Origin of the sequence: Pseudomonas sp. 30_B, from assembly GCF_017491605.1 — a bacterium.
Lineage (GTDB): Bacteria > Pseudomonadota > Gammaproteobacteria > Pseudomonadales > Pseudomonadaceae > Pseudomonas.
In genome coordinates this window covers 256022-282895 of sequence record NZ_JAFGYY010000007.1, presented here as the reverse complement: position 1 = coordinate 282895, position 26874 = coordinate 256022, and the positions used below count along the sequence as shown (strand labels likewise).

25 protein-coding genes are annotated in these 26874 nt (G+C 66.2%); 14 read left to right on the top strand and 11 right to left on the bottom strand.

Annotated features, from left to right (window positions below):
• Positions 1-341 precede the first annotated feature (341 nt).
• A complete protein-coding gene (gene lon, locus J5M67_RS10665) occupies positions 342-2741 on the bottom strand; it encodes an endopeptidase La (protein ID WP_207885273.1) in 2400 nt (799 codons plus the stop codon).
• A gap of 106 nt (positions 2742-2847) precedes the next feature.
• Positions 2848-3648, bottom strand: coding sequence for a helix-turn-helix domain-containing protein (locus tag J5M67_RS10660; RefSeq protein ID WP_207885272.1), 801 nt, complete (start codon positions 3646-3648; stop codon positions 2848-2850).
• An 86-nt stretch (positions 3649-3734) separates the two neighbouring features.
• Here J5M67_RS10660 and J5M67_RS10655 point away from each other — a divergent pair, with 86 nt between their 5' ends.
• The 3 genes from J5M67_RS10655 to putP all read left to right on the top strand — a co-directional run bounded on the left by J5M67_RS10655 (position 3735) and on the right by putP (position 7746).
• Positions 3735-4598: an ATP-binding protein gene (locus tag J5M67_RS10655; RefSeq protein ID WP_207885271.1), complete on the top strand. Its 864-nt coding sequence runs from the start codon at positions 3735-3737 to the stop codon at positions 4596-4598.
• Between the two features lie 99 nt (positions 4599-4697).
• Positions 4698-5447 (top strand): AraC family transcriptional regulator, encoded by a 750-nt coding sequence (locus tag J5M67_RS10650; protein WP_207885270.1) that lies wholly within the window; start codon positions 4698-4700, stop codon positions 5445-5447.
• A gap of 781 nt (positions 5448-6228) precedes the next feature.
• Positions 6229-7746 (top strand): sodium/proline symporter PutP, encoded by a 1518-nt coding sequence (gene putP, locus J5M67_RS10645; RefSeq protein WP_207885269.1) that lies wholly within the window; start codon positions 6229-6231, stop codon positions 7744-7746.
• 150 nt (positions 7747-7896) lie between these two features.
• On the opposite strand, the gene J5M67_RS10640 is transcribed toward putP, so the two are convergent.
• On the bottom strand, positions 7897-9093 hold the full coding sequence (locus J5M67_RS10640; protein ID WP_207885268.1) for a sugar transporter: 1197 nt from the start codon (positions 9091-9093) through the stop codon (positions 7897-7899).
• A gap of 206 nt (positions 9094-9299) precedes the next feature.
• Entirely contained in the window at positions 9300-10214 is a 915-nt protein-coding gene (locus tag J5M67_RS10635) for a LysR substrate-binding domain-containing protein (protein WP_207885267.1), read from the bottom strand.
• 140 nt (positions 10215-10354) lie between these two features.
• Here J5M67_RS10635 and J5M67_RS10630 point away from each other — a divergent pair, with 140 nt between their 5' ends.
• The 3 genes from J5M67_RS10630 to J5M67_RS10620 are packed head-to-tail and all read left to right on the top strand — an operon-like array spanning position 10355 to position 11570.
• Positions 10355-10993, top strand: a complete 639-nt coding sequence (locus J5M67_RS10630) for an FMN-dependent NADH-azoreductase (RefSeq protein ID WP_207885266.1) — start codon at positions 10355-10357, stop codon at positions 10991-10993.
• Positions 10993-11301, top strand: a complete 309-nt coding sequence (locus J5M67_RS10625; RefSeq protein ID WP_207885265.1) for a multidrug efflux SMR transporter — start codon at positions 10993-10995, stop codon at positions 11299-11301. The genes J5M67_RS10630 and J5M67_RS10625 overlap by 1 nt, the downstream gene beginning before the upstream one ends.
• A gap of 47 nt (positions 11302-11348) precedes the next feature.
• Positions 11349-11570: a VF530 family DNA-binding protein gene (locus tag J5M67_RS10620; protein WP_207885264.1), complete on the top strand. Its 222-nt coding sequence runs from the start codon at positions 11349-11351 to the stop codon at positions 11568-11570.
• Between the two features lie 315 nt (positions 11571-11885).
• Here the strand turns inward: J5M67_RS10620 and J5M67_RS10615 are convergent, their stop codons facing one another.
• The gene (locus J5M67_RS10615) at positions 11886-14903 is read right to left on the bottom strand and encodes a transglycosylase domain-containing protein (RefSeq protein ID WP_243434619.1); all 3018 of its coding nucleotides are present in this window, start codon (positions 14901-14903) and stop codon (positions 11886-11888) included.
• Positions 14904-15280: 377 nt separating this feature from the next.
• On the opposite strand from J5M67_RS10615, the gene J5M67_RS10610 reads away from it, so the two are divergent.
• The 3 genes from J5M67_RS10610 (at position 15281) to J5M67_RS10600 (ending at position 18031) form a co-directional block, all read left to right on the top strand.
• On the top strand, positions 15281-15526 hold the full coding sequence (locus tag J5M67_RS10610) for a hypothetical protein (RefSeq protein ID WP_207885262.1): 246 nt from the start codon (positions 15281-15283) through the stop codon (positions 15524-15526).
• 131 nt (positions 15527-15657) lie between these two features.
• Positions 15658-16335: a class I SAM-dependent methyltransferase gene (locus J5M67_RS10605; protein WP_207885261.1), complete on the top strand. Its 678-nt coding sequence runs from the start codon at positions 15658-15660 to the stop codon at positions 16333-16335.
• 313 nt (positions 16336-16648) lie between these two features.
• A complete protein-coding gene (locus tag J5M67_RS10600) occupies positions 16649-18031 on the top strand; it encodes an amino acid permease (RefSeq protein ID WP_207885260.1) in 1383 nt (460 codons plus the stop codon).
• 69 nt (positions 18032-18100) lie between these two features.
• Here J5M67_RS10600 and J5M67_RS10595 read toward each other — a convergent pair whose 3' ends face one another.
• The 4 genes from J5M67_RS10595 to J5M67_RS10580 form a co-directional block, all read right to left on the bottom strand.
• Complete coding sequence (locus J5M67_RS10595) at positions 18101-18475, bottom strand: 5-carboxymethyl-2-hydroxymuconate Delta-isomerase (protein WP_207885259.1); 375 nt, start codon at positions 18473-18475, stop codon at positions 18101-18103.
• Between the two features lie 640 nt (positions 18476-19115).
• Positions 19116-21026: a M48 family metallopeptidase gene (locus tag J5M67_RS10590; RefSeq protein ID WP_207885258.1), complete on the bottom strand. Its 1911-nt coding sequence runs from the start codon at positions 21024-21026 to the stop codon at positions 19116-19118.
• A gap of 21 nt (positions 21027-21047) precedes the next feature.
• Complete coding sequence (locus J5M67_RS10585) at positions 21048-21644, bottom strand: LemA family protein (RefSeq protein WP_207885257.1); 597 nt, start codon at positions 21642-21644, stop codon at positions 21048-21050.
• 340 nt (positions 21645-21984) lie between these two features.
• A complete protein-coding gene (locus J5M67_RS10580) occupies positions 21985-22533 on the bottom strand; it encodes a cysteine hydrolase family protein (RefSeq protein WP_207885256.1) in 549 nt (182 codons plus the stop codon).
• A gap of 102 nt (positions 22534-22635) precedes the next feature.
• Here J5M67_RS10580 and J5M67_RS10575 point away from each other — a divergent pair, with 102 nt between their 5' ends.
• Positions 22636-23634 (top strand): GlxA family transcriptional regulator, encoded by a 999-nt coding sequence (locus tag J5M67_RS10575; RefSeq protein WP_207885255.1) that lies wholly within the window; start codon positions 22636-22638, stop codon positions 23632-23634.
• Here J5M67_RS10575 and J5M67_RS10570 read toward each other — a convergent pair.
• Positions 23624-23920, bottom strand: coding sequence for a DUF3303 domain-containing protein (locus J5M67_RS10570; protein WP_207885254.1), 297 nt, complete (start codon positions 23918-23920; stop codon positions 23624-23626). The two genes, J5M67_RS10575 and J5M67_RS10570, sit on opposite strands and share 11 nt — an antisense overlap.
• A gap of 270 nt (positions 23921-24190) precedes the next feature.
• On the opposite strand from J5M67_RS10570, the gene J5M67_RS10565 reads away from it, so the two are divergent.
• Complete coding sequence (locus J5M67_RS10565; protein WP_207885253.1) at positions 24191-24445, top strand: type II toxin-antitoxin system RelE/ParE family toxin; 255 nt, start codon at positions 24191-24193, stop codon at positions 24443-24445.
• Positions 24429-24755: a helix-turn-helix domain-containing protein gene (locus J5M67_RS10560; protein ID WP_207885252.1), complete on the top strand. Its 327-nt coding sequence runs from the start codon at positions 24429-24431 to the stop codon at positions 24753-24755. Before J5M67_RS10565 ends, J5M67_RS10560 begins: the two co-directional genes overlap by 17 nt.
• Positions 24756-24766: 11 nt before the next feature.
• Here the strand turns inward: J5M67_RS10560 and J5M67_RS10555 are convergent, their stop codons facing one another.
• Complete coding sequence (locus tag J5M67_RS10555) at positions 24767-25135, bottom strand: cupin domain-containing protein (protein WP_207885251.1); 369 nt, start codon at positions 25133-25135, stop codon at positions 24767-24769.
• Positions 25136-25315: 180 nt separating this feature from the next.
• Here J5M67_RS10555 and J5M67_RS10550 point away from each other — a divergent pair, with 180 nt between their 5' ends.
• Both J5M67_RS10550 and J5M67_RS10545 read left to right on the top strand, forming a co-directional pair.
• Positions 25316-25744: a VOC family protein gene (locus J5M67_RS10550; RefSeq protein ID WP_207885250.1), complete on the top strand. Its 429-nt coding sequence runs from the start codon at positions 25316-25318 to the stop codon at positions 25742-25744.
• A 301-nt stretch (positions 25745-26045) separates the two neighbouring features.
• Complete coding sequence (locus J5M67_RS10545) at positions 26046-26870, top strand: aldo/keto reductase (protein WP_207885249.1); 825 nt, start codon at positions 26046-26048, stop codon at positions 26868-26870.
• Positions 26871-26874: the final 4 nt, after the last annotated feature.

Genomic DNA, 26874 nt, shown 5'->3' with positions numbered 1-26874 from the left:
ATTCCTCTTTCAGGCTCATGGCATCTCTCGTGTTCCAGGGCATGGTGTGGATTCCCGACAAGGCTGCTCGCCGGAAAGTGTCAACCATGTCCCCGCACACCTGTCAGCTATGTACCCGGTCCGTACACGGCGTTTGGAAGAAGTAACTCGCCCGAGGGGGCGAAACAAAATCTCCCAGCACACGCCGAAGCGGCGCATGAACCCCGAGCAAGACGGCGGATAACGCTTGAGGCGTTATCCGCCCTACAAGGAGCAAGAGCATCGCGGGCATGGCCCGCTCCTACAGGTTGAATCCGAGTGTAGGAGCGGGCCATGCCCGCGACCAGCTAGACGCTGGGCGATCAGCCCGGGAACAGCACCTTGGCCACATCGCCGAAACGCTTGGCGAAGTGCACGGTGATGTCTTCCTTGAGGTACTCCGGCAGTTCCTCGAAGTCGCCCCGGTTGGCTTCCGGCAGGATCAGCTCGAAGATTTTCTGCCGGCGTGCGGCGATGACCTTCTCGCGCACACCGCCGATCGGCAGCACCTGGCCGGTGAGAGTCAGCTCGCCGGTCATGGCCACGCCCTTCTTCGGTGCCTGGTTGCGCGCCAGGGACAGCAGGGCGCTGGCCATGGTGACCCCGGCACTGGGACCGTCCTTGGGCGTGGCGCCCTCTGGCACGTGCAGGTGGACGAAGGCCTGGTCGAAGAAGCTGGTGTCGCCGCCATACTGTTTCAGGTGCGAGCTGATGTAGCTGTAGGCGATCTCCGCCGACTCCTTCATCACGTCACCCAACTGGCCGGTGAGCTTGAAGCCACGGTTGAGCGTGTGGATGCGCGTCGCTTCGATGGGCAGGGTCGCGCCGCCCATGCTGGTCCAGGCCAGCCCCGTGATCACGCCAATGCCGGACAGCAGCTGTTCGGTGCGGAACACCGGCATGCCGAGGTAGTCCTCCAGGTCCTTGGCGCCGATCTTCACCACAGACTCCGGGTCTTCCAGCAGCTTCACCACCGACTTGCGCACCAGCTTGCCCAGCACTTTTTCCAGTTGGCGCACCCCGGCCTCGCGGGCATAGCCCTCGATCACCGCGCGCAGGGCTGAGTCGCTGATCGACAGGCGGCTCTTCGGCACGCCGGCCTTCTCCAGCTGCTTGGGCCACAGGTGCCGCTTGGCGATGGCCAGTTTTTCCTCGCCGATGTAGCCGGACAGGCGGATGACTTCCATACGGTCGAGCAGCGGGCCGGGGATCGAGTCCAGGGTATTGGCGGTGCAGACGAACAGCACCTTGGACAGGTCCAGGCGCAGGTCCAGGTAATGGTCGAGGAATTCGACGTTCTGCTCCGGATCGAGCGTCTCCAGCAGCGCCGAGGCGGGGTCGCCCTGGTAGCTGCTGCCGAGCTTGTCGATCTCGTCGAGCATGATCACCGGGTTCATCACCTCGACTTCCTTCAGCGCCTGCACCAGCTTGCCGGGCAGGGCGCCGATGTAGGTGCGGCGGTGGCCCTTGATCTCCGCCTCGTCGCGCATGCCGCCGACGCTGAAGCGGTAGAACGGCCGACCCAGGCTCTCGGCGATGGATTTGCCGATGCTGGTCTTGCCCACGCCGGGCGGGCCGACCAGCAGCACGATGGAACCGGCGATCTCACCCTTGAAGGCGCCCACGGCGAGGAACTCGAGGATGCGGTCCTTCACGTCGTCGAGACCGGAGTGGTACTTGTCGAGCACCTTGCGCGCGTGTTTCAGGTCGAGCTTGTCGGTGCCCAGCAGGCCCCAGGGCACCGAGGTGGCCCAGTCCAGGTAGTTGCGGGTGACGGCGTACTCGGGCGAGCCGGTCTCCAGGATCGACAGCTTGTTCAGCTCCTCCTCGATGCGCTTCTGCGCCTGCTCGGGCAGGGTCTTGCCTTCCAGGCGGGCGCGGAATTCGTCGGAGTCGGCGCTCTTGTCGTCCTTGGTGATGCCCAGTTCCTGCTGGATGATCTTCAACTGTTCCTTGAGGAAGAACTCGCGCTGGCGCTCGCCGATCTTGCGGTTGACCTCGGCGGACAGCTCTTTCTGCAGGCGCGCGACTTCCACTTCCTTGCGCAGCAGCGGCAGGACCTTCTCCATGCGCTTGAGGATCGGCACGGTGTCCAGCACGCCCTGCAGCTCGGTGCCGGGCGCGGTGGTCAGCGCCGCGGCGAAGTCGGTGAGCGGCGACGGGTCGTTGGGGTTGAAGCGGTTCAGGTAGTTCTTCAGTTCTTCGCTGTACAGCGGGTTGAGCGGCAGCAGCTCCTTGATCGCGTTGATCAGGGCCATGCCGTAGGCCTTCACCTCGTCGCTCGGGTCGCTGGGCGTGTGCGGGTAGTCCACCTCCACCAGGAAGGGCGGGCGATGGCGCTTGATCCAGCCGCGGATGCGCACCCGCGACAGGCCCTGGGCGACGAACTGCAGCTTGCCGCCCTCGCGGCTGGCGTGGTGCACGCGCACCAGCGTGCCGTGTTCGGGCAGGCTGTTGGGGTCGAAGTGGCGCGGGTCTTCCGGCGGATTGTCCATGAAGAACAGCGCCAGGCTGTGGTGCTCGGTCTTGGCCACCAGCTCAAGGGTTTCCGCCCAGGGCTCCTCGTTGACGATCACCGGCAGCACCTGCGCCGGGAAGAACGGGCGGTTGTGGATCGGAATGACATAGACCGTGGTCGGCAGGTTCTGCCCGGGCAGCACCAGCCCGGTGTTGCTGACCTCTTCGGCGCTATGGATATCGTGAATCTCGTCGTGGTCGCTCATGAGGCACCTGACTGATAGGACATGACAGTCTAGATGGGGAAGCGGAGGCGGGGTTTCAATCCCATGATTCGAGTGGATGCGTCGAGGGGATGTTGCAGGAGATTGCTTACCGTCGGATTAGCGGCCGCAGGAAATCGCTGGGCGGCCGGCCGAACTGGCGGCTGAACATGGCGCTGAAGGCGCTCGGCGTGCTGTAGCCGACTTCCAGCGCCACGCTCAGCACGCTCTCGCCCTGGGCCAGGCGCTCCAGGGCGGCCAGCAGACGCGCCTGCTGGCGCCATTGGCCGAAGGTCAGCCCGGTTTCGCGGAGGAACCAGCGTTGCACCGTCTTGCTGTCGACGTTCATCCGCCCGGCCCAGTCGGCCAGGCCGGTATTCTCGCCGGGCTGGCGCTGAATCGCCTCGCACAGCGTGCGCAAGCGCGGATGCGCCGGCAGAGGCAGGTGCAGCGGCAGCACGGGCTCTTCGCGCAACTCGTCCAGCAGCAGGCCGAGGACTCGGCCGTCGCGGGAGTCCGGCGTCACCTCGCCACTGATCGACAGCGCGGCGAGGATCAGCTCGCGCAGCAGCGGCGAGACCGCCAGCACGCAGCAGCTCTGCGGCAGGTGCGGGGCGCTGTCCGGCTCCACGTAGAGGGTGCGCACCTGCACGTCGCCGACCATGCGCGTCCAGTGCTCGACGCCGGCGGGTATCCACAGGCCGCGATTGTCCGGCACCACCCACTGGCCGCTGGCGCTGCCCACCACCAATACGCCGCGCACCGCATAGAGCAGCTGCGCGCGGTGATGGCTGTGGGCGGGCACTTCATGACCGTCGGGAAAGTCGAGCGCGACGGCGGCGACCGGGCTGGCGGCTCGCTCGTCCCCGTGGTTCGGCACCGAATCGACGGAGATGTCCTTTTTGCGCATCTGGCTGCCTGTTTATCGTTAGACGGCCACTTTGGTCCATCGCTAGGCTGCTGACCAGTCCCATTCCTGCTTCGATGATCTTCGCCATGACTGAAATGTCTGCAATTGCCGAGCAACTGGCCCGTATTGCCCGCCTGCTCGAACAATCCCTGCCGCCATGCCCTGCATTGGCGCTGGAGGAGGGCGCCATCGCCCACCTGTGGGAGTACCGCCAGGGCCAGCCGCGCCTGACGCCGGTGCATGAGCCGGCACTGATCGCCTTCGACGACCTGCGCAACGTCGACCGACAGAAGGCGCTGATCGAGCAGAACACCCGCCAGTTCGTCGCCGGTCGCCCGGCCAACAACGTACTGCTCACCGGTGCGCGCGGCACCGGCAAGAGTTCGCTGGTGAAGGCCTGCCTGCATGCCTTCCAGGCCGAAGGGCTGCGCCTGATCGAGGTGGACAAGGAACACCTGGCCGACCTGCCGCAGATCATCGACCTGCTCCGGCATCGTCCCGAGCGCTTCATCCTGTTCTGCGACGACCTCTCCTTCGAGGATGGCGAGACCGGCTACAAGGGCCTGAAAACCGTGCTCGACGGCTCCGTGGCCGGGCAGTCCGGCAACGTGCTGATCTACGCCACCTCCAACCGCCGCCACCTGCTGGCCGAGCGCGCCGAAGACAACCTGGCCTTCCAGCGCGGCGAAAGCGGCGAGCTGCACCCTGGCGAGGCGGTGGAGGAGAAGGTGTCGCTCTCCGAGCGTTTCGGCCTGTGGATATCCTTCTATGCCTTCAGCCAGGAGCAGTATCTGGAGGCCGTCGCACGCTGGCTCGAATACCACGGCCTGGGCGGCGTGGAGCAGGCGGAGTGGGAGCAGGCGGCGATCCGCTGGGCGACTCATCGTGGTTCGCGCTCCGGTCGGATCGCCGCGCAGTTCGCCCGGGATTACGCCGGGCGCCGGCCTTGAGTCATGCGCCGTGCGCTGACCGGGTGCAACCCGACGAGGTGAAACTGGGCAGGCAGGTGCAACTCACGTAACATGCGCAAAATTTGATCAGATTGCGCCATGTTCGAAACCCGCCTCGCCTGTCTGTCCGATCAGACCCATCAGCACGCCCATGGCCACCACCAGTTGGTGATGTCGCTCAGTGGGCGCGCGGAGTTCGAGGTCGAGGGCCGGGGCGGCGAAGTCTGCCGGATGCGCGCCTGTCTGGTGCCGGGAGAGGTGGGCCACGAGTTCGCCGGCCTGGGCGACAACCGGATGCTGATCGTCGACCTCGACGAGGCCAGTACCAGCGAACAGGACCGTGACCTGCTGGCGCGCCTGTTCGAGGCACCGCGCTACCCGACCCTGGATGCCGACTTCCAGAACCTGCTCAGCTACGCCGGCGCGGAGATCGCCCGCTATGGCAACGACCCGCTGCTGGCCCGCGCCCTGGGCGGCGTGCTGCTGCGCGCCCTGCACCTGAGGCTGTTCGGCGAAGTGGCCGCACCGCGTGGCGGGCCGCTGGACCTGGCGCGGCTGGATGCCTACATCGGCGAACATCTCGCCCGGCGCATCACGGTGGCGGAGCTGGCGCAGGTCGCCTGCCTGAGTCCCAGCCAGTTCCATGCGCAGTTCAAGGATAAGGTCGGTCTCACGCCCCATCAGTACCTGCTGCGTCAGCGCCTGGATCGCGCCGCGCGTCTGCTGCGCGAGAGCGACCTGCCGCTGGTGCGGGTGGCGGGAGAGTGCGGTTTCTCCAGCCAGAGTGCACTGACCACCACCATGCGCCGTTACCTGGGACTGACCCCGGGCAGTCTGCGCCGCAGCTGAATTCCCTGGCTGAATCGGCGTCATTGCTGACCAGATGGTCAGCCGATGCCGTGTCGATGTCGGAGTCTTTTGCAAGAAATCCGGAGTTTTTCGCAAGAAATCCATGGGTGCAACCCATAGAGTCCGCCAACCGCGTTGCTGGTGTTCCAAGGTGCAACCCGGTCAGGCCAAGAACAACATCCAGCTCGATATACGCGGGAGGGGCAGCATGCCCATCACCGATTTTGTCCGCGCGCCTGCACCTGGCCGCGTCATGCCCTCCACGGTCCGGCCCCTGGTGCCCGATTGTGGCCTTGCGCCATCACTGGTCGGACCAGTGGCGCAATCGACTCCCCTGCTTTCTGTACAATTCGCGCCCTCGTGCGCCGGCCAACCCCTGCCGCTTCTCAATGCGCGCGTGAACACAGTTCTGCATGACTCCGGTGAATACCGCCGCAGGCCCCGTATCGTGTGGCGTGCAGGGCTTCATCGGGGTGCAGGCGCCGGCCTCGGCGCCTGAAGGATCGCCGGGCGCTGCCCGGTAAACGTCCAGCACCGCGCTTACCCGCTAGGTGCGGAACGAAGGTCGCCGTGGTGAGACGGCGGCCGCAGGAATGCGCCAGCAAGGACGATGGCGGGCCTGCGTCGGGATGCGTAGCGGTTCGGTGCCAGTTGGCGCCACGCGCACCCCGGTTTGCCTGTGAGCAAGCGCTAACCGGTCGGCGCCAACCGCGCCTTCTGCCAGTCAAGGGTCCGCATTACCCAGCGGGCCTGGATAAAAACAAGCTGTAGGGGAGTCCCCATGAGCGTCAACACGCCAACACTGATCACCTTCGTGATCTACATCGCTGCCATGGTTCTGATCGGCTTGGCCGCCTATCGTTCCACCAACAACTTCTCCGACTACATCCTGGGTGGCCGCAGCCTCGGCAGCTTCGTCACCGCACTGTCGGCCGGTGCATCGGACATGAGCGGCTGGCTGCTGATGGGCCTGCCGGGCGCCATCTACCTGTCGGGCATCTCGGAAAGCTGGATCGCCATCGGCCTGATCGCCGGCGCCTACCTGAACTGGCTGTTCGTCGCCGGCCGCCTGCGTGTACACACCGAGCACAACGGCAACGCCCTGACGCTGCCGGACTACTTCAGCACCCGCTTCGAGGACAACAGCCGCATCCTGCGCGTGATCTCCGCGCTGGTGATCCTGGTATTCTTCACCATCTACTGCGCCTCCGGCATCGTCGCCGGCGCCCGCCTGTTCGAAAGCACCTTCGGCATGTCCTACGAGACCGCCCTGTGGGCCGGTGCCGCCGCGACCATCGCCTACACCTTCGTTGGTGGCTTCCTGGCGGTGAGCTGGACCGACACCGTGCAGGCCTCGCTGATGATCTTCGCGCTGATCCTCACCCCGATCATCGTGCTGTTCGCCACCGGTGGCGTCGAGCCGACCTTCGCCGCCATCGAGCTGAAGGACGCGGCCAACTTCGACATGCTCAAGGGCGCGTCCTTCGTCGGCGTGATCTCGCTGATGGCCTGGGGCCTGGGCTATTTCGGCCAGCCGCACATCCTGGCGCGCTTCATGGCCGCTGACTCGGTCAAGTCGATCCCGGCTGCCCGCCGCATCTCCATGACCTGGATGATCCTCTGCCTGGGCGGCGCCGTCGCTGTCGGCTTCTTCGGCATCGCCTACTTCCAGGCGCACCCGGAGCTGGCTGGCGCCGTGGGCGAGAACCACGAGCGCATCTTCATCGAGCTGGCGAAGATCCTGTTCAACCCGTGGATCGCCGGCGTGCTGCTGTCCGCCATCCTCGCCGCGGTGATGAGCACCCTGAGCTGCCAGCTGCTGGTGTGCTCCTCGGCGCTGACCGAAGACTTCTACAAGGCCTTCCTGCGCAAGAACGCCAGCCAGCTGGAACTGGTCTGGGTCGGCCGCGCCATGGTGCTGCTGGTGGCACTGATCGCCATCGCCCTGGCCGCCAACCCGGAAAACCGCGTACTGGGCCTGGTGTCCTACGCCTGGGCCGGCTTCGGTGCCGCCTTCGGTCCGCTGGTGCTGTTCTCCGTGCTGTGGAAGGGCATGACCCGCAACGGCGCGCTGGCCGGCATCATCGTCGGCGCGGTCACCGTGATCGTGTGGAAGCAGTTCGGCTGGCTCGGCCTGTACGAGATCATTCCGGGCTTCATCCTCTCCAGCATTTCGATCGTGGTGTTCAGCCTGATCGGCACTGCTCCGTCCAAGGCGATGATCCAGCGTTTCGAGGCCGCCGAGGCCGAGTACGCGGAAGCGCATCTGCCCGAGGGCACTCCGGCCACGAGCCGCTGAGTCTTCGCTGAATGAAGAAGGCCGCGCTCCCGAAAGGGGCGCGGCCTTTTTGTTTTTCGTAGGAGCGAGCTTGCTCGCGAACGGATTTTCCTGCCGCTCCGGCGTCAAGCGGTTCGCGAGCAAGCTCGCTCCTACAGGTGTGCCGTTTTTTCAGTGCGAGGTGTGCCCGCCGCTGAGCGCCGCCGCATACCGCCAGCAGGCGAACAGGCAGAGCAGCAGGCCGGCCATCGCCAGTGCGCCGCCGACATAGCCGATCCACTCCAGCCCCACGCCCGCCGCCACGCGGCTGCCGAGCAGCGCGCCGCCGCCGATGCCGACGTTGTACAGGCCGGAGAACATCGCCATGGCCACGTCGGTGGCGTCATGGGCCAGTTGCAGCACCTTGGCTTGCAGCGCCAGGCCGAAGCAGAGGATCGCCGCGCCCCAGAACAGGCTCAGGCCGAGCAGCGCGAGCGGCGAATGCGCCAGCGGCAGGAGCAGCAACAGGCAGGAGCCGAGCACGGCGATGGCGGCGCAGGGGAACACGCGCGGGAAGCGCTCGCTGTAGCGGCTGAAGAGGATCGAACCGAACAGTCCTGCACCGCCGAACAGCAGGAGCAGCAGGGTGGTCTTCTGGCTGTCCAGCGCCGCGACTTCCCGCGCGAAGGGCTCGATATAGCTGTAGGCGGTGAACTGCGCGGTGATCACCAGCACGGTGAGCACGTACATCGACACGAGTGCCGGCCGGCGCAGCAGCACGGGCAGGCTGCGCAGGGAACCGGAATTCTGGCTCGGCAGCAGCGGCAGCGAGCGCGCCAGCCAGAGCACCACCACCAGCGAGACGCCGGCGATGGCCAGGAAGGTCGCCCGCCAGCCCATGGCTTCGCCCAGTACGCGGCCCAGCGGAATGCCCAGCACCATGGCCAGGATGGTGCCGGTGGCGAGCAGGCCGAGGGCTTTCGCCTGCTGCCCGGGCGGCGCCACGCGCACTGCCAGCGAGGCGGTGATCGACCAGAACACCGCGTGGGCGAAGGCGATGCCGAAGCGGCTGATCATCAGCACGCTGAAGCTCCAGGCGACACCCGAGAGCAGGTGGCTGCCGATGAACAGGCAGAAGATCACCACCAGCAGGCGGCGCCGCTCCATATTGCGGGTGAGCAGCATCAGCGGCAGCGAGGTGAGGGAGACCACCCAGGCGTAGAGGGTGAGCATCAGTCCGGTCTGTTCCGGGCGCATGTCGAAGCTTGTGCCGATGTCGCTGAGCAGGCCCACCGGGACGAACTCGGTGGTGTTGAAGATGAAGGCGGCAAGGGCCAGGGCGATGACGCTCAGCCAGCTGCCGGTGTGGGCGGGTTGCGTGGTGCTCATGGGAATCCTGAGGTGAAGTGGGGCTCAGGCCGAGTCCCCGGCCATGCGCGGTGCGCTCCGGAGCCGATGGGGCGGAGTGCGGGCGGGCAAAGAGGAATCGTTATAGGTATGGGGGATGCGGCGGGTGTGATTCTACCCACGGCCGCCGCACCGTGCACGGCGAACGCCCACCTGTGCGGGCGCAGCGGCAAACGCCTCGACCCGCCTCAGGCGGCGTTGTCGATCAGCGGATCGGCGGCCTGGGCCGCTTCCTCGGCCAGCCAGTCGAGGAAGGCGCGGACCGGTGGGTGGCGCTCGCGGCCCGGTACACAGAGCGCGGTATAGCGGGCGCCGGGCACGTTGATCTCGGGGCGGTAGGGCGCCAGCAATCCCTTCTCCACGCATTCGGACACCAGCAGCGAGCTGGCCAGCACCAGCCCCTGGCCGGCGATGGCTGCCTGCAGGGCGTAGAACTCCTCGTCGTACTCGCGTTGCACTGCGTCGGCCAGCAGGCATTCCTCGCCGGCTACCTTGCACCAGGCCTTCCAGCCGCGTTCGTAGAGCTCGGAGTTGTGCCAGCGCACGCTGATCATCTCCGGCACCTCCACGTCTGCCGTGGCGACCAGGGCCGGCGCACCGTACACGGCGAAGCGTTCGTCCAGCAGGAACTGGCTGTGCATGCGCGGGTAGTCGCCGAAGCCGTAGCGGATCGCCAGGTCGACGCTGGCGTCCTGCTGCAGGTCGAGCAGTTCGCACTGGCTGTCCAGGCGCAGGCGAATGTGCGGATGGCGGGCATAGAAGCGCCCCAGGCGCGGCACCAGCCAGAGCGCGGCGAAGGCCGGCGTGGTGGAGATCGTCAGGCTGCTGGCGTTGCGTTGCGGACGCAGGCTGTCCACCGATTGCGACACCTCCAGCAGAGCGCCGTGCAGGCTGCGGAACAGCCGTTCTCCGGCTTCGGTCAGGCGCACCTGGCGCGGCAGGCGCTCGAACAGCGGCAGGCCCAGCCAGTCCTCCAGTGCGCGGACCTGGTGGGACACCGCCGTGGGTGTCACCGCCAGCTCCTGGGCGGCGGCCTTGAAACTCAACTGGCGCGCGGCGGATTCGAAGGTGCGCAGGGCGGGAAGGGGCAGGTTGGCGAACATGATGCTCTCCATGGGTGAGCTGGATTCATCTCGGTGGAGTTTCCCTCAGTTGTCCGCAAGGCCGTCGGAAAATAGCTTTAGCGGCAAGGCAGAGGTGGATTCGAGACCTCTGCAGTGTATACCCACTTGAGGAGTTACAGATGAGCAGGATTCTTGCCATTCATGCCAGCCCGCGTGCCGAGCGTTCTCATTCCCGGCGCCTGGCGGAGAGTTTTCTCGCCGCGCTGCCGCAGGCCGAGGTCACCCGTCGCGAAGTTGGCCGCGCCGATCTGCCCCACGTGAACGAAGCCTTCATCGCTGCGGCGTTCTACCCGGAGCCGGAGAATCGTCCGTTGACCATGCAGGCCGATCTGGCGCTCAGCGATGAACTGGTGGACGAGTTGTTCGCCCATGACCTGCTGGTGATCTCCACGCCCATGTACAACTTCAGCGTGCCCAGCGGCCTGAAGGCCTGGGTCGACCAGGTCGTCCGGCTCGGCCGCACCTTCGACCTGCACCTGAACGACGGCGAGGCCGAATACGAGCCGTTGCTCAAGGGGCGCAAGGCGCTGATCGTCACCAGCCGTGGCGGCGCCGGCATGGGCCCGGGCGGCGAACTGGAGTGGATGAATCATGCCGACGCCTGGCTGCGCGTGGCGCTGGGCTTCCTCGGTATCGAGGACGTGAAGGTTATCGCCGCCGAAGGCGAGGAGGGCAATCCCGATGCCTTCCAGGCGTCCTACCGGCAGGCCGAGCGGGAACTGGCCGATCTCGCCGAGAGCGAGTGGGTGAGGGCGTGATGGCCTGGGCGATGCTGATGGTGGCGGCAGTGTTCGAGGTGATGTTCGCGGTGTCGATGAAGTACGCCGAGGGCTTCACCCGGCCGTTGCCCACCGCCGTGACGGTGGTTGCGGTGTTCGGCGGGATCTTCTTCCTGACCCTGGCGATGCGTCAGTTGCCGGTGAGCATCGCCTACCCGATCTGGACCGCGATCGGCACCCTGGGCACGGTGTTCTTCGGCTTCCTGTTGCTGGGTGAGGCGTTGACCCTGACCAAGCTGGTGTCGGTGGCGCTGATCATCGCCGGGGTGGCCGGGCTGCGGGCCTGACGGCTTGGTGTTAAGGTGCCGCGCATTCTCCGCGTGACGACACCGACATGACCGACAAACCGAAGAACCCGCTGCACGGCGTGACCCTGGAAGCCATCCTCAACCGCCTGGTCGAGCAGTACGGCTGGGACGGGCTGGCCAAGCGCATCGATATCCGTTGCTTCAAGAACGATCCGAGCATCAAGTCCAGCCTGACCTTCCTGCGCCGCACGCCCTGGGCGCGGGAGCAGGTGGAGACGTTGTACGTGAAGACCGTCCAGGGGAAGTAAGGGCTTTCGTAGGAGCGGACTCCGTCCGCGATTTGCCCTGCGCCGGGTTCATCGCGGACTGAGTCCGCTCCTACGGTTCAGGGATAGATCAGCGCTCGGACTTTCCCCTCACCCCAGCCCTCTCCCGGAGGGAGAGGGGGCCGATCGGCGTGTAGGGAGATCGCCGCGTCAGTTGTGAGGACGGCGGGAGCGTAGGGCGTATAACGTTCGACGTTATACGCCGTTTGGCCGTGGTCCCGGGGCACTCCGGGTTCGGCCCGGGCGACGTCGATGAGTTGAGGTGTATCGGCGTACAACCGCGAACGGTTGTACGCCCTACCGCCAACTCACCCGCAGGTTATCGATCGGTTGCTGGCACCCGGTGCTGATCCCCGGTTCCAGATAGCTCGTCAGCATCGGCGCCATGCCCTTGAGTACCTGCACCGGCAGCGCCGAGGTGAACTTGAACCCGTCCGACTCGCTGCCAGCCACGTAGGCGGTGAGGGTGCCGAAGTGCCGCGGGCCAAGGTAGAACACGAAGGTCGCGGTGCGGTTCATCGCCTTCGAGCTCTTCACCCAACCGCTGCGGGTCACGCTCTCGATGCGGTTGTCGCCGGTGCCGGTCTTGCCGCCCATCACCAGCGGGCTGCCGTCGGCCAGCTTGAAGCTGCCGGACAGGCGCCGCGCGGTACCGGCGTCCACCACCTGGGACAGCGCGGTGCGCAGGGCCTGGGCGACTTCCGAGCGCATCACCTGGCGGCCGGTGTTCGATTGCGGGCCGAGGCTGGCTTCGTACGGCGTGTCGGCGGCGAAGCGCAGGCTGTCGATGCGCAGGGTCGGCAGGCGCACGCCATCGTTGAGGATGATCCCCATCAGCTCGGCCAGGGCCGCCGGGCGGTCGCCGGAGCTGCCCAGCGCGGTGGCCAGCGACGGCACCAGGTGGTCGAACGGATAGCCCAGGCGCTTCCACTGCTCATGCAGGTCGAGGAAGGCCTCCACCTCCAGCATGATGCGGATGCGCTTGTCCCGCGCGTACTTGTGCCGCGACTTGAACAGCCAGCCGTAGACCTGCTTGCGCTCCGCCACGCTGGCCGCCACCGCGTCGTTGAAGGTGGCCGCCGGCTGCCGCTGCAGATAGCCCAGCAGCCAGAGTTCCAGCGGGTGCACGCGGGCGACGTAGCCCTGGTCATTGAGGTCGAAGGCGCCCGGCCCATAGTGGGTGTAGAGATCGGCGATGCGCTTGTCGGTCAGCTTCTCGCCGACGTACTTGCCTTTCTTCAGGCGGTCCTGGAGGAAGGCGGTGAAGGTCGGCAGGTCCGCCTGCGGTTGCAGGTAGCGGTGGATCGCCGCCAGCCGCACCGGCCAGGCGCGCAGGCCGTCGAGGAAGGTGTCGAGGCGGTCGTCGGTGGTCTTGCCCTTGTACTTCTGCCAGAAGCGCAGCAGGTAGACCTGGCTTTCCTTGTCGACGAAGCGGTTGAGGTAGTCCTGGCGGCGCGGGTCCTTGTCGTCGGCCAGCACGGCGACCTTGCTGCCTTCGTTGGCGTACATGTCGTGCCGCACCAGGTCGCGCAGCAGGCGTACGAAGGGCAGGTTGATCGATTCGCGCAGGGCATCCTGGACGGTCGGGATGCGGCCGTTGTCCTCCTTGCGGAAGTTGTTGAAGGTGTGGATGCCGCCGCCGGTGAAGAAGGCTTCGTAGGGGCTGGCGGAATACTTGCGCTGCATGGCCGCGGCGAGCATGTCCGGCAGGTTGCGGTCCTTGGCGGCGATCAGGTAGTCGATGGCCCAGCGACTGAGGAAGTCGATCGGCTCCACCTGCACCTTCTTCAGCTCGGCGGTGCTCATCGGCGCGTACTGGTCGTGCAGGTCGGCGATGGTTTCCAGGTAGGTGGAGAGTACCCGCAGCTTGGCGGTGGAACCCAGCTCCAGCTTGCTGCCTTCGTTGATGTCGAACGGCTGCTCGGTGTTGTCGGTCTGCACGCGCACACGGTTGCCGCTGGGGGTGCGCTCGAACAGGGTGAAGCTGTAGCGCACATCCTTGGTCTTGTCCTCGGACAGCAGGTGCTCGCCGAACAGGCCGACCTGCGCGGCGAACTCCGGATCGGAAAGGTGCCGCAGGTAGGCGGTGACCTGTTCTTGCAGTTCATGCTGCAGGGTGGTGGTGAAGGCGAGGTCGAAGCGGTCCAGGTCGTACAACGGCACGTCGAGCATCCCGGCCAGGCGGGTACGCGCCAGGGTCACGCCCTTGTTGTTCTCCAGCGGGGTGACTGTGGGCTGGTTGCGGGGGTCGCGGAACACCAGTTGCTGCTTCAGCGCCGCATCGCTCAGCGAGGGCGCGATGACGCCGGACTGGGCGAGCAGGCGCAGGTAGCTGTCGGTCAGCCCGGACAACTGGTCGCGGCCGCGCGCCAGGTACCAGGACGGCCGGCGGTGGGCGATCATCAGCGAGACGACCTGGCGCAGCGCCTTGCCCTGCTCGGCCAGCGAGACACCGCTGGCCGGCGGGGCGTTGAGCAACTGGTTCACCTGCTGGTAGTCGGCGCCGTACCAGATCCACAGGCCGTCCGGCAGGCCGCTGACTTCGCCGTAGCCCGGCTGCGCCGAAAGCGGCACCGAGTTGAGGTAGGTGAGCACCACGTTGCGCCGCGCCGCCAGGTTCTCGGCGCCGCCCTGGTAGGTGCGCACGCTGGCCGACGCCATCTGCCGCAGCTTGTCGGTGATGGAGTTGGTGCGGCCGTCCTCGGAGTGCCGGTATTTCTCGATCTGCGTGGCCAGGGTGCTGCCGCCGGGGGCGTGGTTGCCCATGCCGACCAGCTTGCCGACCTGCGCCAGCGAGGCCTGGGTGAAGCGGCTCCAGTCGATGGCCGGGTTCAGGTAGGGGCGCTGGGTGTCCAGCAGGTCGCGGTTCTCGATGAACAGCAGGCTCTGCACGATCAGCGGGGAAATGCTCTCGAAGTTGGCATACAGCTTCTGCGGGTAGCGGAAGTTGTAGATCGGCAGGCCGCGGCAGTCGGCGATGTCCACCCCGGCCTGGGACTTCTCGGGATAGGGCGGGAACAGGCCGTGGCCGGCGTACTGCATCAGCGGTTCGGAGAAGCGCGTCTGGCTCAGGGTAATGAAGTTGCGCTGGTGCAGGCGGTCGAGGAAGGTCGGCAGTTGCAGGTAGCCCAGCCGGCGGTCGAAGGGGCCGCTCTGCGGGTAGACCACCGCGCTGCTGGGGCCTTGCGCCAGTTGCCAGGTCAGCTCGCTGGCATAGCGCGCCAGCTCGCGCGCCTGCAGCTTGGAGGTGCTCGCCTCATACAGCAGCGCGGCGCCGATGGCGGCGAGCAGCGGCAGGAGGAAGAGGAACAGCAGCAAGAAACGATGGTGGTGCACTTTCGTTGGGGAAAGACCGGGCTCCGAGCGACCCGGTTGTGCTGCACTTGGCGTACCGGAATGCTTCGAGCTATCCATTTCACGACCTGCCCATGCTCAGACAACAGCCTAGGTAAGCGGACTCCGCCCACGTGACGACCGGCGCCCCTCCCGACGCCGCGAAAGCCCTGAGATAGCGGCTTTCCTAATTTCCAGCGTAGTCGGCGGCGAAAAATCTGCGCGCCGTGGAGCACTCTCCCACCCCCGTCGGATTGATTTGCCGACGGCCAGCAGGTGCAATAGTCGGGTCTGCCACGTTTGCCGCACTCTGCTCAAGCGTCAGCAGACCCTATTTCCTCCGACAGGACTTTCCGGCCATGCGTTCGTTATTTCTGCCCGTTGCGTCCCTGCTGCTGGTTTCGCTGAGCGCCATCGCCGCGCCGATGCCGTTCTACAAGTGGCAGAGCACGCTGGACGGCCGCTATGCCTGCCAGCAGACCTCGCCGGGAGATGGCTGGCAGAAGATCGGCGGACCGTTCCGCGACGCCGGCTGCCGCGAGATGCTGCCGCAGGGGCCATCGACCAAGGGGCTGGCGGTGCCCAAGGCGTGGAAGTCGCAGTAGAACGATATTCTGTAGGCGCGCCCCATGGGCGCGAATCGCGGGCATGGCCCGCTCCTACGGGAACGCAGATTGCTGCTTTTTGTAGGAGCGGATTTATCCGCGATCAGCTCGACTCACGCACGGAGTTCGCCATGACCGACCCGCAAGCTCGAATCCGCCACAGCTGGCAGGCCAACGCCGACGCCTGGACCCGCGCGGTGCGCGAGCAGCGCATCGAGAGCCGGCGCCTGGTGACCGACGCGGCGATCCTCGGCGCTGTCGCCGCCGGGCCCGCGCGCCGCGTGCTGGACATCGGCTGCGGCGAAGGCTGGCTGTGCCGCGCCCTGGCGGAGCGGGGCAGCCAGTGCGTGGGGGTGGATGCTTCCGCGCCGCTGATCGAGGCCGCGCGCCAGGCGGGTGGCGGCCGCTTCGAGGTGATGGACTACGCCGGACTGATCACCGAGGGGAAATCCCTGGGGCGCTTCGATGCGCTGGTCTGCAACTTCGCCCTGCTCGACGAATCCATCGCGCCGCTGCTCCTGGCGCTGCGCGAGCGTCTCGAACCCGGCGGTCGCCTGCTGATCCAGACCGTGCATCCCTGGTCCGCCAGTGGCGACGAGCCTTATGCCGATGGCTGGCGGCTGGAGACCTTCGCCGCCTTCGGCGAGGCCTTCCGCGCGCCGATGCCCTGGTACTTCCGCACCCTGGAGTCCTGGCTGACGCTGCTCGCCGGCAGCGGCTGGCGTGTGCGGCAGCTGCGCGAGCCGCGCCATCCCGAGAGCGGCAAGCCCTGCTCGCTGCTGCTGGAGTTGCAACCGCTGGTCGACTGAGTAGAACCGGGTTGCACCTGGCGCGACGAATCGTCTCTACACCTTTGGTCAAAAGGCACCCGATTGAGGCAGACGTCCCCTGCGGACTTGTGTAAATTCGGCAGCGACCTCAGCCGTGGTCCACTCCCGCAATGCCGACGTCTGCTCCACAAGAGCGGGCAGCCTCTTGCGGCGTGCCGTCCTGGAATCGCCAGAAACCTCCGCCCTCCGTGCCAACCGGCGCGGTGGCGAAGCTTTTTTCCGGCGCTTTCGCATCCCGACTGCACTTCGAGTCCGCAGCTGATATTTCCCAAGAACAAAATGAGGTTGCACCATGTCGTCCCACGATCTCCAGCGGGATCTCAATGAGCGGCACATCCGTCTCATGGCCCTCGGCGCCTGCATCGGCGTCGGCCTGTTCCTCGGCTCCGCCAAGGCCATCCAGATGGCCGGCCCGGCCATCATGCTCTCCTACATCATCGGCGGTCTCGCCATCCTCGTGATCATGCGCGCCCTCGGCGAGATGGCCGTGCACAATCCCGTGGCCGGCTCCTTCGCCCGCTACGCCCAGGACTACCTCGGCCCACTGGCCGGCTACCTGACCGGCTGGAACTACTGGTTCCTCTGGCTGGTGACCTGCGTTGCGGAAATCACTGCAGTGGCCATCTACATGGGCATCTGGTTCCCCGACGTGCCGCGCTGGATCTGGGCGCTGGCCGCACTGGCGAGCATGGGCACCATCAACCTGATCGCCGTGCGCGCCTTCGGTGAGTTCGAGTTCTGGTTCGCCCTGATCAAGATCATCACCATCGTCGCCATGATCCTGGTCGGCGGCGGCATGATCTTCTTCGGTTTCGGCAACGGCGGTATCGCCACCGGCATCTCCAACCTCTGGAGCAATGGCGGCTTCATGCCCCACGGCATCACCGGCGTGCTGATGTCGCTGCAGATGGTGATGTTCGCCTACCTGGGCGTGGAGATGATCGGCCTCACCGCCGGTGAGGCGAAGAACCCGCAGAAGACCATTCCGGGTGCGATCAACTCGGTGTTCTGGCGCATCCTACTGTTCTACGTGGGCGCGCTGTTCGTGATCATGTCGATCTACCCGTGGAACGAGATCGGCACCCAGGGCAGCCCCTTCGTGATGACCTTCGAGCGCATGGGCATCAAGACCGCCGCCGGCATCATCAACTTCGTGGTGATCACCGCCGCGCTGTCGTCCTGCAACGGCGGCATCTTCAGCACCGGCCGCATGCTCTACAGCCTCGCCCAGCATGGCCAGGCCCCGGCCGTGTTCGCCAAGACCTCCAAGGGCGGCGTGCCGCGTAATGCGCTGCTGCTGTCCATCGGCGCGCTGCTGCTGGGCGTGCTGCTGAACTACCTGGTACCGGAGAAGGTATTCACCTGGGTGACCTCCATCGCCACCTTCGGTGCGATCTGGACCTGGGCGATGATCCTGCTGGCCCAGCTGAAGTTCCGCCGCGGCCTCTCCGCCGCCGAAGCCGGCAAGCTGCAGTTCAAGATGTGGCTGTACCCGGTCAGCTCCTACCTCGCCATGGCCTTCCTGGTGCTGGTGGTGGTGCTGATGGCGTTCTTCGAGGACACCCGCATCGCGCTGTACATCGGCCCGGCCTTCCTGGTGCTGCTGACGGTGCTGTACTACGCGCTGAACCTTGCTCCCAAGACGGAGCAGGGCGGTGCCGCCAGCCGTGCCTGAGTGACGGTCGGGTGAATGGAAAGGGCCTCTTCGGAGGCCCTTTTCTTTTGCGCGCCTTTCAGCTGGCGGTCAGGCGGTGGGCAGGCTGCCGGCCATGCGGGTCAGGCTGCGGTCGAACTCGGTGATCTCCAGTTGCAGGCCCACCGGACGCCTGGCGATCAGCTCGGCGAGGGTTTGCTCGGCAGTGGCGAACAGGGTGTCGACGATGCGCTGGCGCAGTTCCTCCGGACGGCCGGGGGCGATGCGGACCTGGATGTTGATGAAGGCTTCGTTCGTCGTATTGGCGCCTACCCGGTATTCCCCGATGGCGCGGGCGAAGGTGCGGAGGCCGTTGATGGGGAACACACCCATGGCTTGCGCGGCCTTGTGGAGTTTCCGGGGCAGGTCGAGGGGCTGGAGGTCGTTGGCAAGGTTGGCGGTGTAGTCTATTGCGATGTGGGGCATGGGGCGCAGTCCGGCGTCAGTGGTGACGGCCATCCTAGGGCGATGGGCTCGCTGGGGATATGCGGGTGACTACGTATGCGATGGAGCCAGCCGGGCCCGAAAGGACCGGCGGTCGCTGTTGGTCGTGCTGCTTCAGCTTGGGTGTTTCAGCGCCGCTTTGGCGTGCGCGCGTACTCTGTGGTTTCGCCCCCTCGGGCGACCTACTTTGGCAAACGCCCCTAAGTAGGCAAAGGTCTTGCCCCAATCATCCGGTTTTTCGCTTGGGGCGAAAAATACCCTCGTTGAAGCGAAGTTTCAGGGGCCCGCTGCGAAGGGCCGTCCCTGGCCCATCGCAGCTCTCGCGACATCCATGTCGCTCAACCCCTGAAACTCCGCTTCAACGAGGCCTCCTGAACGGGGCAGTCGGAGTGCGCGGATATTTCACTGGAAGTCTTCGGGGAGCGAAAAGCGAAGAGCAGAGCGCAGTTGTAGGAGCGAGCTTGCTCGCGAAGCGCATGGCACGGAATGTCCCTGTAGAACCGCATGGCACCTTTGTCTCAGGCCTATGACACTCGTAGGGCGCATAACGCGCCAGCGTTATCCGCCGCGGTGGCATCGGCGGATAACCCGTTCCGGGTGATGCGCCCTGCGTGCTGGAGCGTCAGCACGCCAGCAACGGTGGCATCGGGCAGTCCAGGATATCGGCCACTGCGCGCATCAGTTCGGCCTCGCCGGTGCTGATGCGTCCGTCGTGCTCGATGCAGCGCGCCAACGCCTTGAGCAACTGCGGCTTCTGCAGCGGGCGCAATTGCTCCAGTTTCTTCAGGGCGCTTTCCAGGTCGCGCAGGCTGCCTTCCGCCGGCACGGGCCGGGGCGCGAAGGGCAGGGTGCCCCAGGCATCGGCGAAGGCCTGCCCGGTCTCCACCGGGCCGGTTTCGCCGACACGGGCGAGGAAGGCCAGCAGGGTCGCGCATTCCTCGGCCAGCGCCGCCAGCGCCACACTGCCGATTTTCCCTCTGCCGGGCTGAAGATGGCGCTCGATGATGCGCAGCAGGGTCCACTCCAGCAGCTTCACCTTGCCGTCCAGTTTGATCAGCAGCGCCATGTTCTCGCGCAGGGTATGGAAGGCCTTGGTATCCAGCTGCTTGAGCGCCGGCATCGCGAGGTCCAGCAGCGGCAGGCGCTGGCCGGGGTCGAGCCGGAGCAGCGATTCTTCCAGCAGGTCCAGTTGCAGCGCCAGACTCAGGTTCAGGCGCTGCTTGATCGTTTCCAGCTGGCGCGCCCGCAGGCCGGGCTCGCTGTCCAGCAGCAGGCCGTAGACCAGCGCCTGGGCGCCCTCGGTGTCGTGGGCGGCGCGCTGCAGGCGCTCGTCCAGGCGCAGCAAGGTACTGCGGGCCTCCTGCAGATGTGCGGCGGTGGGAGCGCCGACTGCGGCGACCGCCACATCGACCGCGCTGGGCTGATACGGCTGGCCCGTCACGGCGGCGGTCCAGGCATCCTTGTTCATCAGCGCAACGTCCAGGCGCGGCTCGAATTTCGGGTAGCGACCGTCCCAGCCCGGTTCGACGCGGCGGATGCGGTCTTTCAGCGGCGGGTGGGTGTCGAACCAGCTGCTGCCCACGCCGTCGCCGAAGTACATATGGCTGAACTCCGCCGCGCGCGGGGCGCTGAGCAGGGCGCCGAAGGGATTGCTGCCGATCTTCTTGAGAGCGCCGGCGATGGTGGACGGATCGCGGGTGAACTGCACCGCCGAGGCGTCGGCCAGGTACTCGCGCTGGCGGCTGACCGAGGCCTTGATCAGCTGGCCGAAGAAGGTCCCGACATAGCCCAGCACGTAGAGCACCACGCCGGCGCCGATCACCAGCAGCACCGCGCTGCCGCCGCTGTTCTTGTCGTTGCTGCTGCTCCGGCTGCTGACGCGGACGCCAGTGCTGGTTTCGCTCCAGCCGCGCAGCAGCATGCCGCCGATCAGACCGAGCAGGAGGATGCCGTGCAACAGTGCGGTCAGGCGCGTGTTGAGCAGCATGTCGCCATGGTGGATATGGCTGAATTCGTGGGCGATCACGCCCTGCAGTTCATGGCGTTCTAGCTGTTCGATGGCGCCGCGGGTGATACCGATCACCGCATCGCGCGGGCTCAGGCCGGCGGCGAAGGCGTTGATCGAGGCATCTTCCAGCACGTAGACCGGCGGCACCGGCGAGCCTGAGGCCAGGGCCATTTCCTCGACGACGTTGAGCAGGCGGCGCTCGTCGGCATTGCTGGCGCTGAGATTGAGCAGCCGGCCACCCAGGCTTTCCGCCACGACTTTGCCGCCGGCGCTCAGTTGCACCTGCTTGAACAGCGCGCCGGCGATGACCACGGCAATGATGACGCCGGCCACCGACAGGTACAGCTCGGGATCGGGCAGCGAACTGCGCGAGGTGAGGTGCATCGCGGGCTCGCCCAGGTGACGCCAGAGCCAGCCCAGCGCCAGGCTGGTGATGGTCACCAGGCTGACCACCGCGACGGCCAGCAGCAGGACCAGGCGCCCGGTCTGCCGACGGGCGCGGTCCTGGTGTTCGAAGAAGTTCATCGCGCGTCCTGCGCCGGGATTTTAGAAGGCGACTTTCGGTGCGGCCTGGATTGCCTTGCTGTCCTCGAACTCCAGCAGGCTGGCGTCCTTGCTGTGGCCGTAGGTGGTGGCCAGGACGTTGGCGGGGAAGGACTGGCGGTAGGTGTTGTACGCCATCACCGAGTCGTTGTAGGCCTGGCGGGCGAAGGCGACCTTGTTCTCGGTGCTCGACAGCTCTTCGCTGACCTGCTGCAGGTTCTGCGAGGCCTTGAGGTCCGGGTAGGCTTCCAGGGTCACGTTGAGGCGGCCCATGGCGCCGCCCAGGGCGTTCTCGGCGGCGGCCAGCTGCGCCATGCGGCCGGCGTCGCCGGGTTGTTCGGAGGCAGCCTTGAGCCCGGCCACGGCGGCATTGCGTGCGGCGATCACGGCTTCCAGGGTCTCGCGCTCGTGCTTGAGGTAGGCCTTGGCGGTTTCCACCAGGTTGGGGATCAGGTCGTGGCGGCGCTTGAGCTGCACTTCGATCTGGGCGAAGGCGTTCTGGTAGCGGTTGCGCAGCGCCACCAGGCGGTTGAAGACGCTGATCAGCAGGAAGAGCACGCCGGCGATGATGGCCAGGGTGACGATCGACGAAACGCTCATGGGATGTCCTTATCGGCAGGCGAATGTGGCCCGATGATAGCGGAAAGCCAATGAAACGGGTCTCCTCATCCCCGGATATGCAGCATTGACCGCGGCTGCGGGAGAGCCTGCTCGCGAACCCTGCCGGCTCGGTGCTCCTTTAGGAGCAACTGTCTTTTGGGCTCCCGCGTTCGCGGGAGTGACGGTGCAAGGTATCGCCCCCCGCATACGTCATCCCCGCGAACGCGGGGATCCAAAAAACAATGTAGGAGCGGGCCATGCCCGCGATCGCGCGCATGGCGCGCTCCTACAGGTGCGTTCCAGTGCCTTAAAGGGAGGGCCTTTTCCCGAGCGCTGTCGATCAGCGGTCGAGGTACTCGGCAGTGGAGATCACCTCGGCATAGGCGAAGGCGAACGATGCCATGTAGGCGGCGTGCACCTGGGCAGCCGGCACCTTCACGCCGTTGAATTCCAGGTCGTGGGTGGCGCAGGCGTCGTGCAGCACGGTCACCGTGTAGCCGAAGTCGGCGGCGGCGCGCACCGCGCCATCCACGCACATGTGGCTCATGTGGCCGACCACCACCACGGACTCGATGCCGTGCTGGTCGAGGATGGCTTTCAGGTCGGTGCCATGGAACGAGTTGACGAAGTGCTTGAGCACCACGGCTTCGCCGGGCAGATTGGCGACCTTCGGGTGGATCTGCGCGCCTTCGCTGCCGGGGGCGAAGAAGGGCGCGTCGGCGCTTTCGAACTCATGGCGGACATGTACCACCAGGTCGCCGCGCTCACGGAAGGCGGCCAGTACCTTGGCGGCCTGGCCGGCGGCGGGCTCGATGCCGACCAGCGGCCATTTGCCGGCGGGGAAGTAGTCGTTCTGGATATCCACTAGGATGAGCGCTTGCTTGGCCATTTTCGAAGTCCTTGCTGAGTGGTGAGGAAGTGGGGCCAGTATGGTTCGCCGCGCGCAGGCGGGGGATCAGGCAGAACGACAATAACCGGGGGAAAACTGACAATGGTTGTGGAACGGAGCGTCGTCGAGATCGGGTTGCTGCTCTATCCCGGTGTACAGACGGCGGCGCTGCACGGCTTGACCGACCTGTTCGCGGTGGCCGAGCGGATCGCCGCGCAAGAGGCCGGCGATCAACTGCCGGTGCTGCGCGTCAGCCACTGGTCCGGCGAGGACGGTGGCGAGCCTCGGCGCGTCTTCGATACGCATCCCGGAGCTGAGAGCAGGCTGGTCGCGGTGCTGGTGCCGCCCTCGTTGTTCGGCCTGCCAGATGCGGCTCCTCTGCGTCATCTCACCGACTGGCTGGCCGCGCGGCACGGCGATGGCGCCATCGTTGGCTCCGTGTGTATCGGCGGCCTGCTGGTGGCCGAGGCCGGACTGCTCGACGGGCGCTGCGCCACCGCCCACTGGAGCGGCGCCGAGGCCTTCGGCCGGCGCTTCCCCAAGGTGAACCTGGAGGCGCACAAGCCTATCGTCGACGACGGCGACCTGATCACCTCCGCCGGACTGATGGCCTGGTCGGAAGTCGGCCTGCGGGTGGTCGACCGCCTGCTGGGGCCCAGCATTGCCTCGCGCACCGCGCGCTTCCTGGTGGTCGAGCACAGCGACAGCGCCCAGCAGTGCGGCAGCAACTTCGCGCCGCTGCTCGGCCATGGCGACGCGGCGATCCTCAAGGTGCAGCACTGGTTGCAGGGCAACGGCGCGGTGGACGTGAGTCTGCCCGCGATGGCCGCCCGGGCCGGGCTGGAGGAGCGTACCTTCCTCCGCCGCTTCCGGGCGGCCACGGGGCTCAAGCCCACCGAATACTGCCAGCACCTGCGGGTCGGCAAGGCGCGGGAACTGCTGGAGTTCACCAATGGCACGGTGGATCACATCGCCTATACGGTGGGTTACCTCGACCCCGGCTCGTTCCGCAGTACCTTCCGCAAGATCACCGGGATGTCGCCCAGCGACTACCGCAAGCGCTTCGGCGCCAAGTCGGTCGAGGCTGCCATCAGGGACTGACCGACGACGTTGCCTCCAGGTATTGCACCAGCAAGGGGGCGTATTCGGCGTCGGTCATGGCGGGATGCACCTGAAGATTCATCAGGTCCGTCCATTGCAGCAGCCAGCGCTGCAGGTCGAGCGGATTTTCGGCTTCCGCCAGGCCAAAGCCCAGCATGTGGCCCATGGCGTGCCAGCGGCCGACCAGCTTGACGTTGGCCGGCGGCTGGCCGCCGGTCTGCATGAACCGCTGGATGACCTTGTCGCGGTTTTCCATCGGAATGGTCCAGTGCACCAGATAGAGCATGTCACACCTCCGGCCCGGGTCCGGGCAGGCAAGATTCGCGGACCCGAATCGGCACCGCTGCCAGGGTCGCGCCCGTGTATCCCAGGCGTTACAGCCCATGGCTGGGAGCGGTTTCCTCTTCACAGACATAGCAGCCGGCCCGCTGCCGGGCGGGGCCGCTGATCGGCGGTGCGCTCGGCACTCTGCTGATAACGGAGTTTCAAACGACTTCAATTGCGATAATATACTTATCGAAATACTTATATTTACTGCCTCCCCAGCGAGGCAGTCATGAACCGGATCAACTGGACAAGGAAGGCTGTAAAGCAGCTTGGCAGGCTCAGCAAGGCTGATCAGCCGACGATCTACGATGCCGTGCAGGAGCTGGCGTGGATGCCGAACGTCCAGAATGTGAAAAAGCTGGTCAACCACGCCTATGGCTACCGCCTGCGGGTAGGCCATTACCGGGTGCTGTTCGACTGGGATGATGGAATCAGGATCGTGAATGTCGAAGAGGTCAGGAAGCGCGATGAGCACACGTACTAATGTGCAGATCATCAACGGACCGGACGGTATGCCGGCCTTCGTGGTCATTCCCTATGCGGAGTACATCGCCAGCCACCCGAAGGAGGACCTGGTGCCCAACGAGGTGGTGGGCTTCATGGTCAGGGAAGGGCTGAGCGTCATTGGCGCCTGGCGCAGGCACCTGGGGCTGACCCAGGCGGAAGTGGCCGAGCGCATCGGCATCAGCCAGTCCGCCTATGCTCAGCAGGAAGCCGCGACCCGGCCGCGCAGACCGACGCGGGAAAAGGTCGCGAAGGCGCTGGGTATTCATGCCGACCTGCTGGACCTCTGAGCGCGGGACGCTTACACCCAGCGATCATTCTCCGCCGTGCGCTCGCCGCCGGTATCGCCGGTGTTCAGCACCCCGCGCGGCTCGATGAGCATCACCTGCACCTCATGCTCGGCGTAGGGCTTGTGCTCGACGCCACGCGGCACCACGTACAGCTCGCCGGCACGCAAGGTCAGCGGGCCGTCGCGGAAGTCGATGCGCAGCTCGCCGTCGAGCACGATGAAGGTCTCGTCGGTGTCGGCGTGGCTGTGCCAGACGAAATCGCCGTGCAGCTTCACCACCTTGAACTGGTAGTCGTTCATCTCGGCGATCACCCGAGGCTGCCAGGTCTCGTGGATGCGCGCGAGCTTGTCCTGCAGGTTGATCGGTTGGCGCGTGGTCATGGGGTTCTCCTTCGATTGAGTCGTCCGACACTACGGGCCTCTCCGGAATCGGTCTTGCAGGAAATTGCGCTTCGATGGCCTCTGCATTGACTTCATCGCTTCGCAGGGGCGACCTTGCCGGGTGAAAGGAGCGGGCGACTATGCTGGATGCATTGCGCCCGTCCTGCGCCGGAGATCGTCATGTCCACGTCCACTCCCGCCGTTCGCCCCAGCGTCATTCCCTGCCTGCGCTACCGCGATGCGCCCCGCGCCATCGACTGGCTGTGCGCCACCTTCGGCTTCCGGCGCCAGCTGGTGGTGGCCGATGACCACGGTGGCATCGCCCACGCTCAGCTGGCACTGGCCGATGGCAGCGGACTGCTGATGCTCGGTTCGCTGCACGACAACGAGTACGGCCGGTTGATGCGCCAGCCCGACGAGGTCGGCGGCTGCACCCAGAGCATCTACGTCGTGGTGAAGGACGCCGAGGCGCTGTACCGCGCGGCGGTGGACGGCGGCGCGCAGATCGTCATCGACATCAAGGACGAGGATTACGGCGGCCAGGGCTTCACCTGCCGCGATCCGGAGGGCCATATCTGGAGCTTTGGCACCTACGATCCCTGGCACTGAGAACCTGTTTACGATCTGCTGCGCGTCGGCATAACTGCGTTAAAAACAGGCGAGGACTGCTCATTTACAGCTCGTAAACTCCGCGTCCTCGCCTGTTTGATTCGCTGGCGCTCACCCTTCGGGCCAGCCTGCGGCTGTTACTCCGGTTGGTCGTTGCGCCTTGTTCTGCTCTAGCTCGCGAGATCGTAAATAGGTTCTGAGAACCCACGCGAAATCCCGCCGGCTGCGCTACCCTGTCCAGCCCGCTGCCCCGACGGGCGGCCGGCCCCGTGATCCCCAACCCAACGACAAGGAGCACGTGATGAACACAGTGGTATTCGCCGACGGCGCCGCCGTTCCCGCCATCGGCCAGGGTACCTGGCGCCTGGGCGAGAACCGTTCCGAACGCTCGCGCGAAGTGGCGGCGCTGCGCGAAGGCATCGAGCGCGGCCTGACCCTGATCGACACCGCCGAAATGTACGGCGAAGGCGGCTCGGAAGAGGTGGTCGGCGAGGCCATCGCCGGGCTGCGCGACCAGATCTTCCTGGTCAGCAAGGTCTATCCGCACAATGCCAGCCGGCGCGGCATCCCCGAAGCCTGCGAGCGCAGCCTGAAGCGCCTGCGCACCGACTGCCTGGACCTCTACCTGCTGCACTGGCGCGGACAGTATCCGCTGGAAGAAACCGTCGAGGCCTTCGAGCGCCTGCGCGAGCAAGGCAAGATCAAGCGCTGGGGCGTTTCCAACTTCGATCTGGATGACATGCAGGAGTTGAGCGAGCCGGCCTGCGCCACCAACCAGGTGCAGTACAGCCTGGAGGAACGCGGCATCGAATGGGACCTGCTGCCCTGGTGCCAGGAGCAGCGCATGCCGCTGATGGCCTACTGCCCGGTCGGACAGGGCGGCAGCCTGCTGCGCAACCGGGTACTGGCGGAAATCGCCGGCCGCCACGACGCCACCCCGGCCCGCGTGGCCCTGGCCTGGCTGATCCACCAGCCGGGGGTGATCGCCATTCCCAAGGCGGTGGAGTCGCTGCACGTGTGCGACAACGCCGCCGCGCTCACGCTGCGCCTGAGCGCCGAGGACCTCGAAGCGCTGGACGCCGCCTTCCCGCCGCCGACGCGCAAGCGGCATCTGGCGGTGGTCTGAAGTC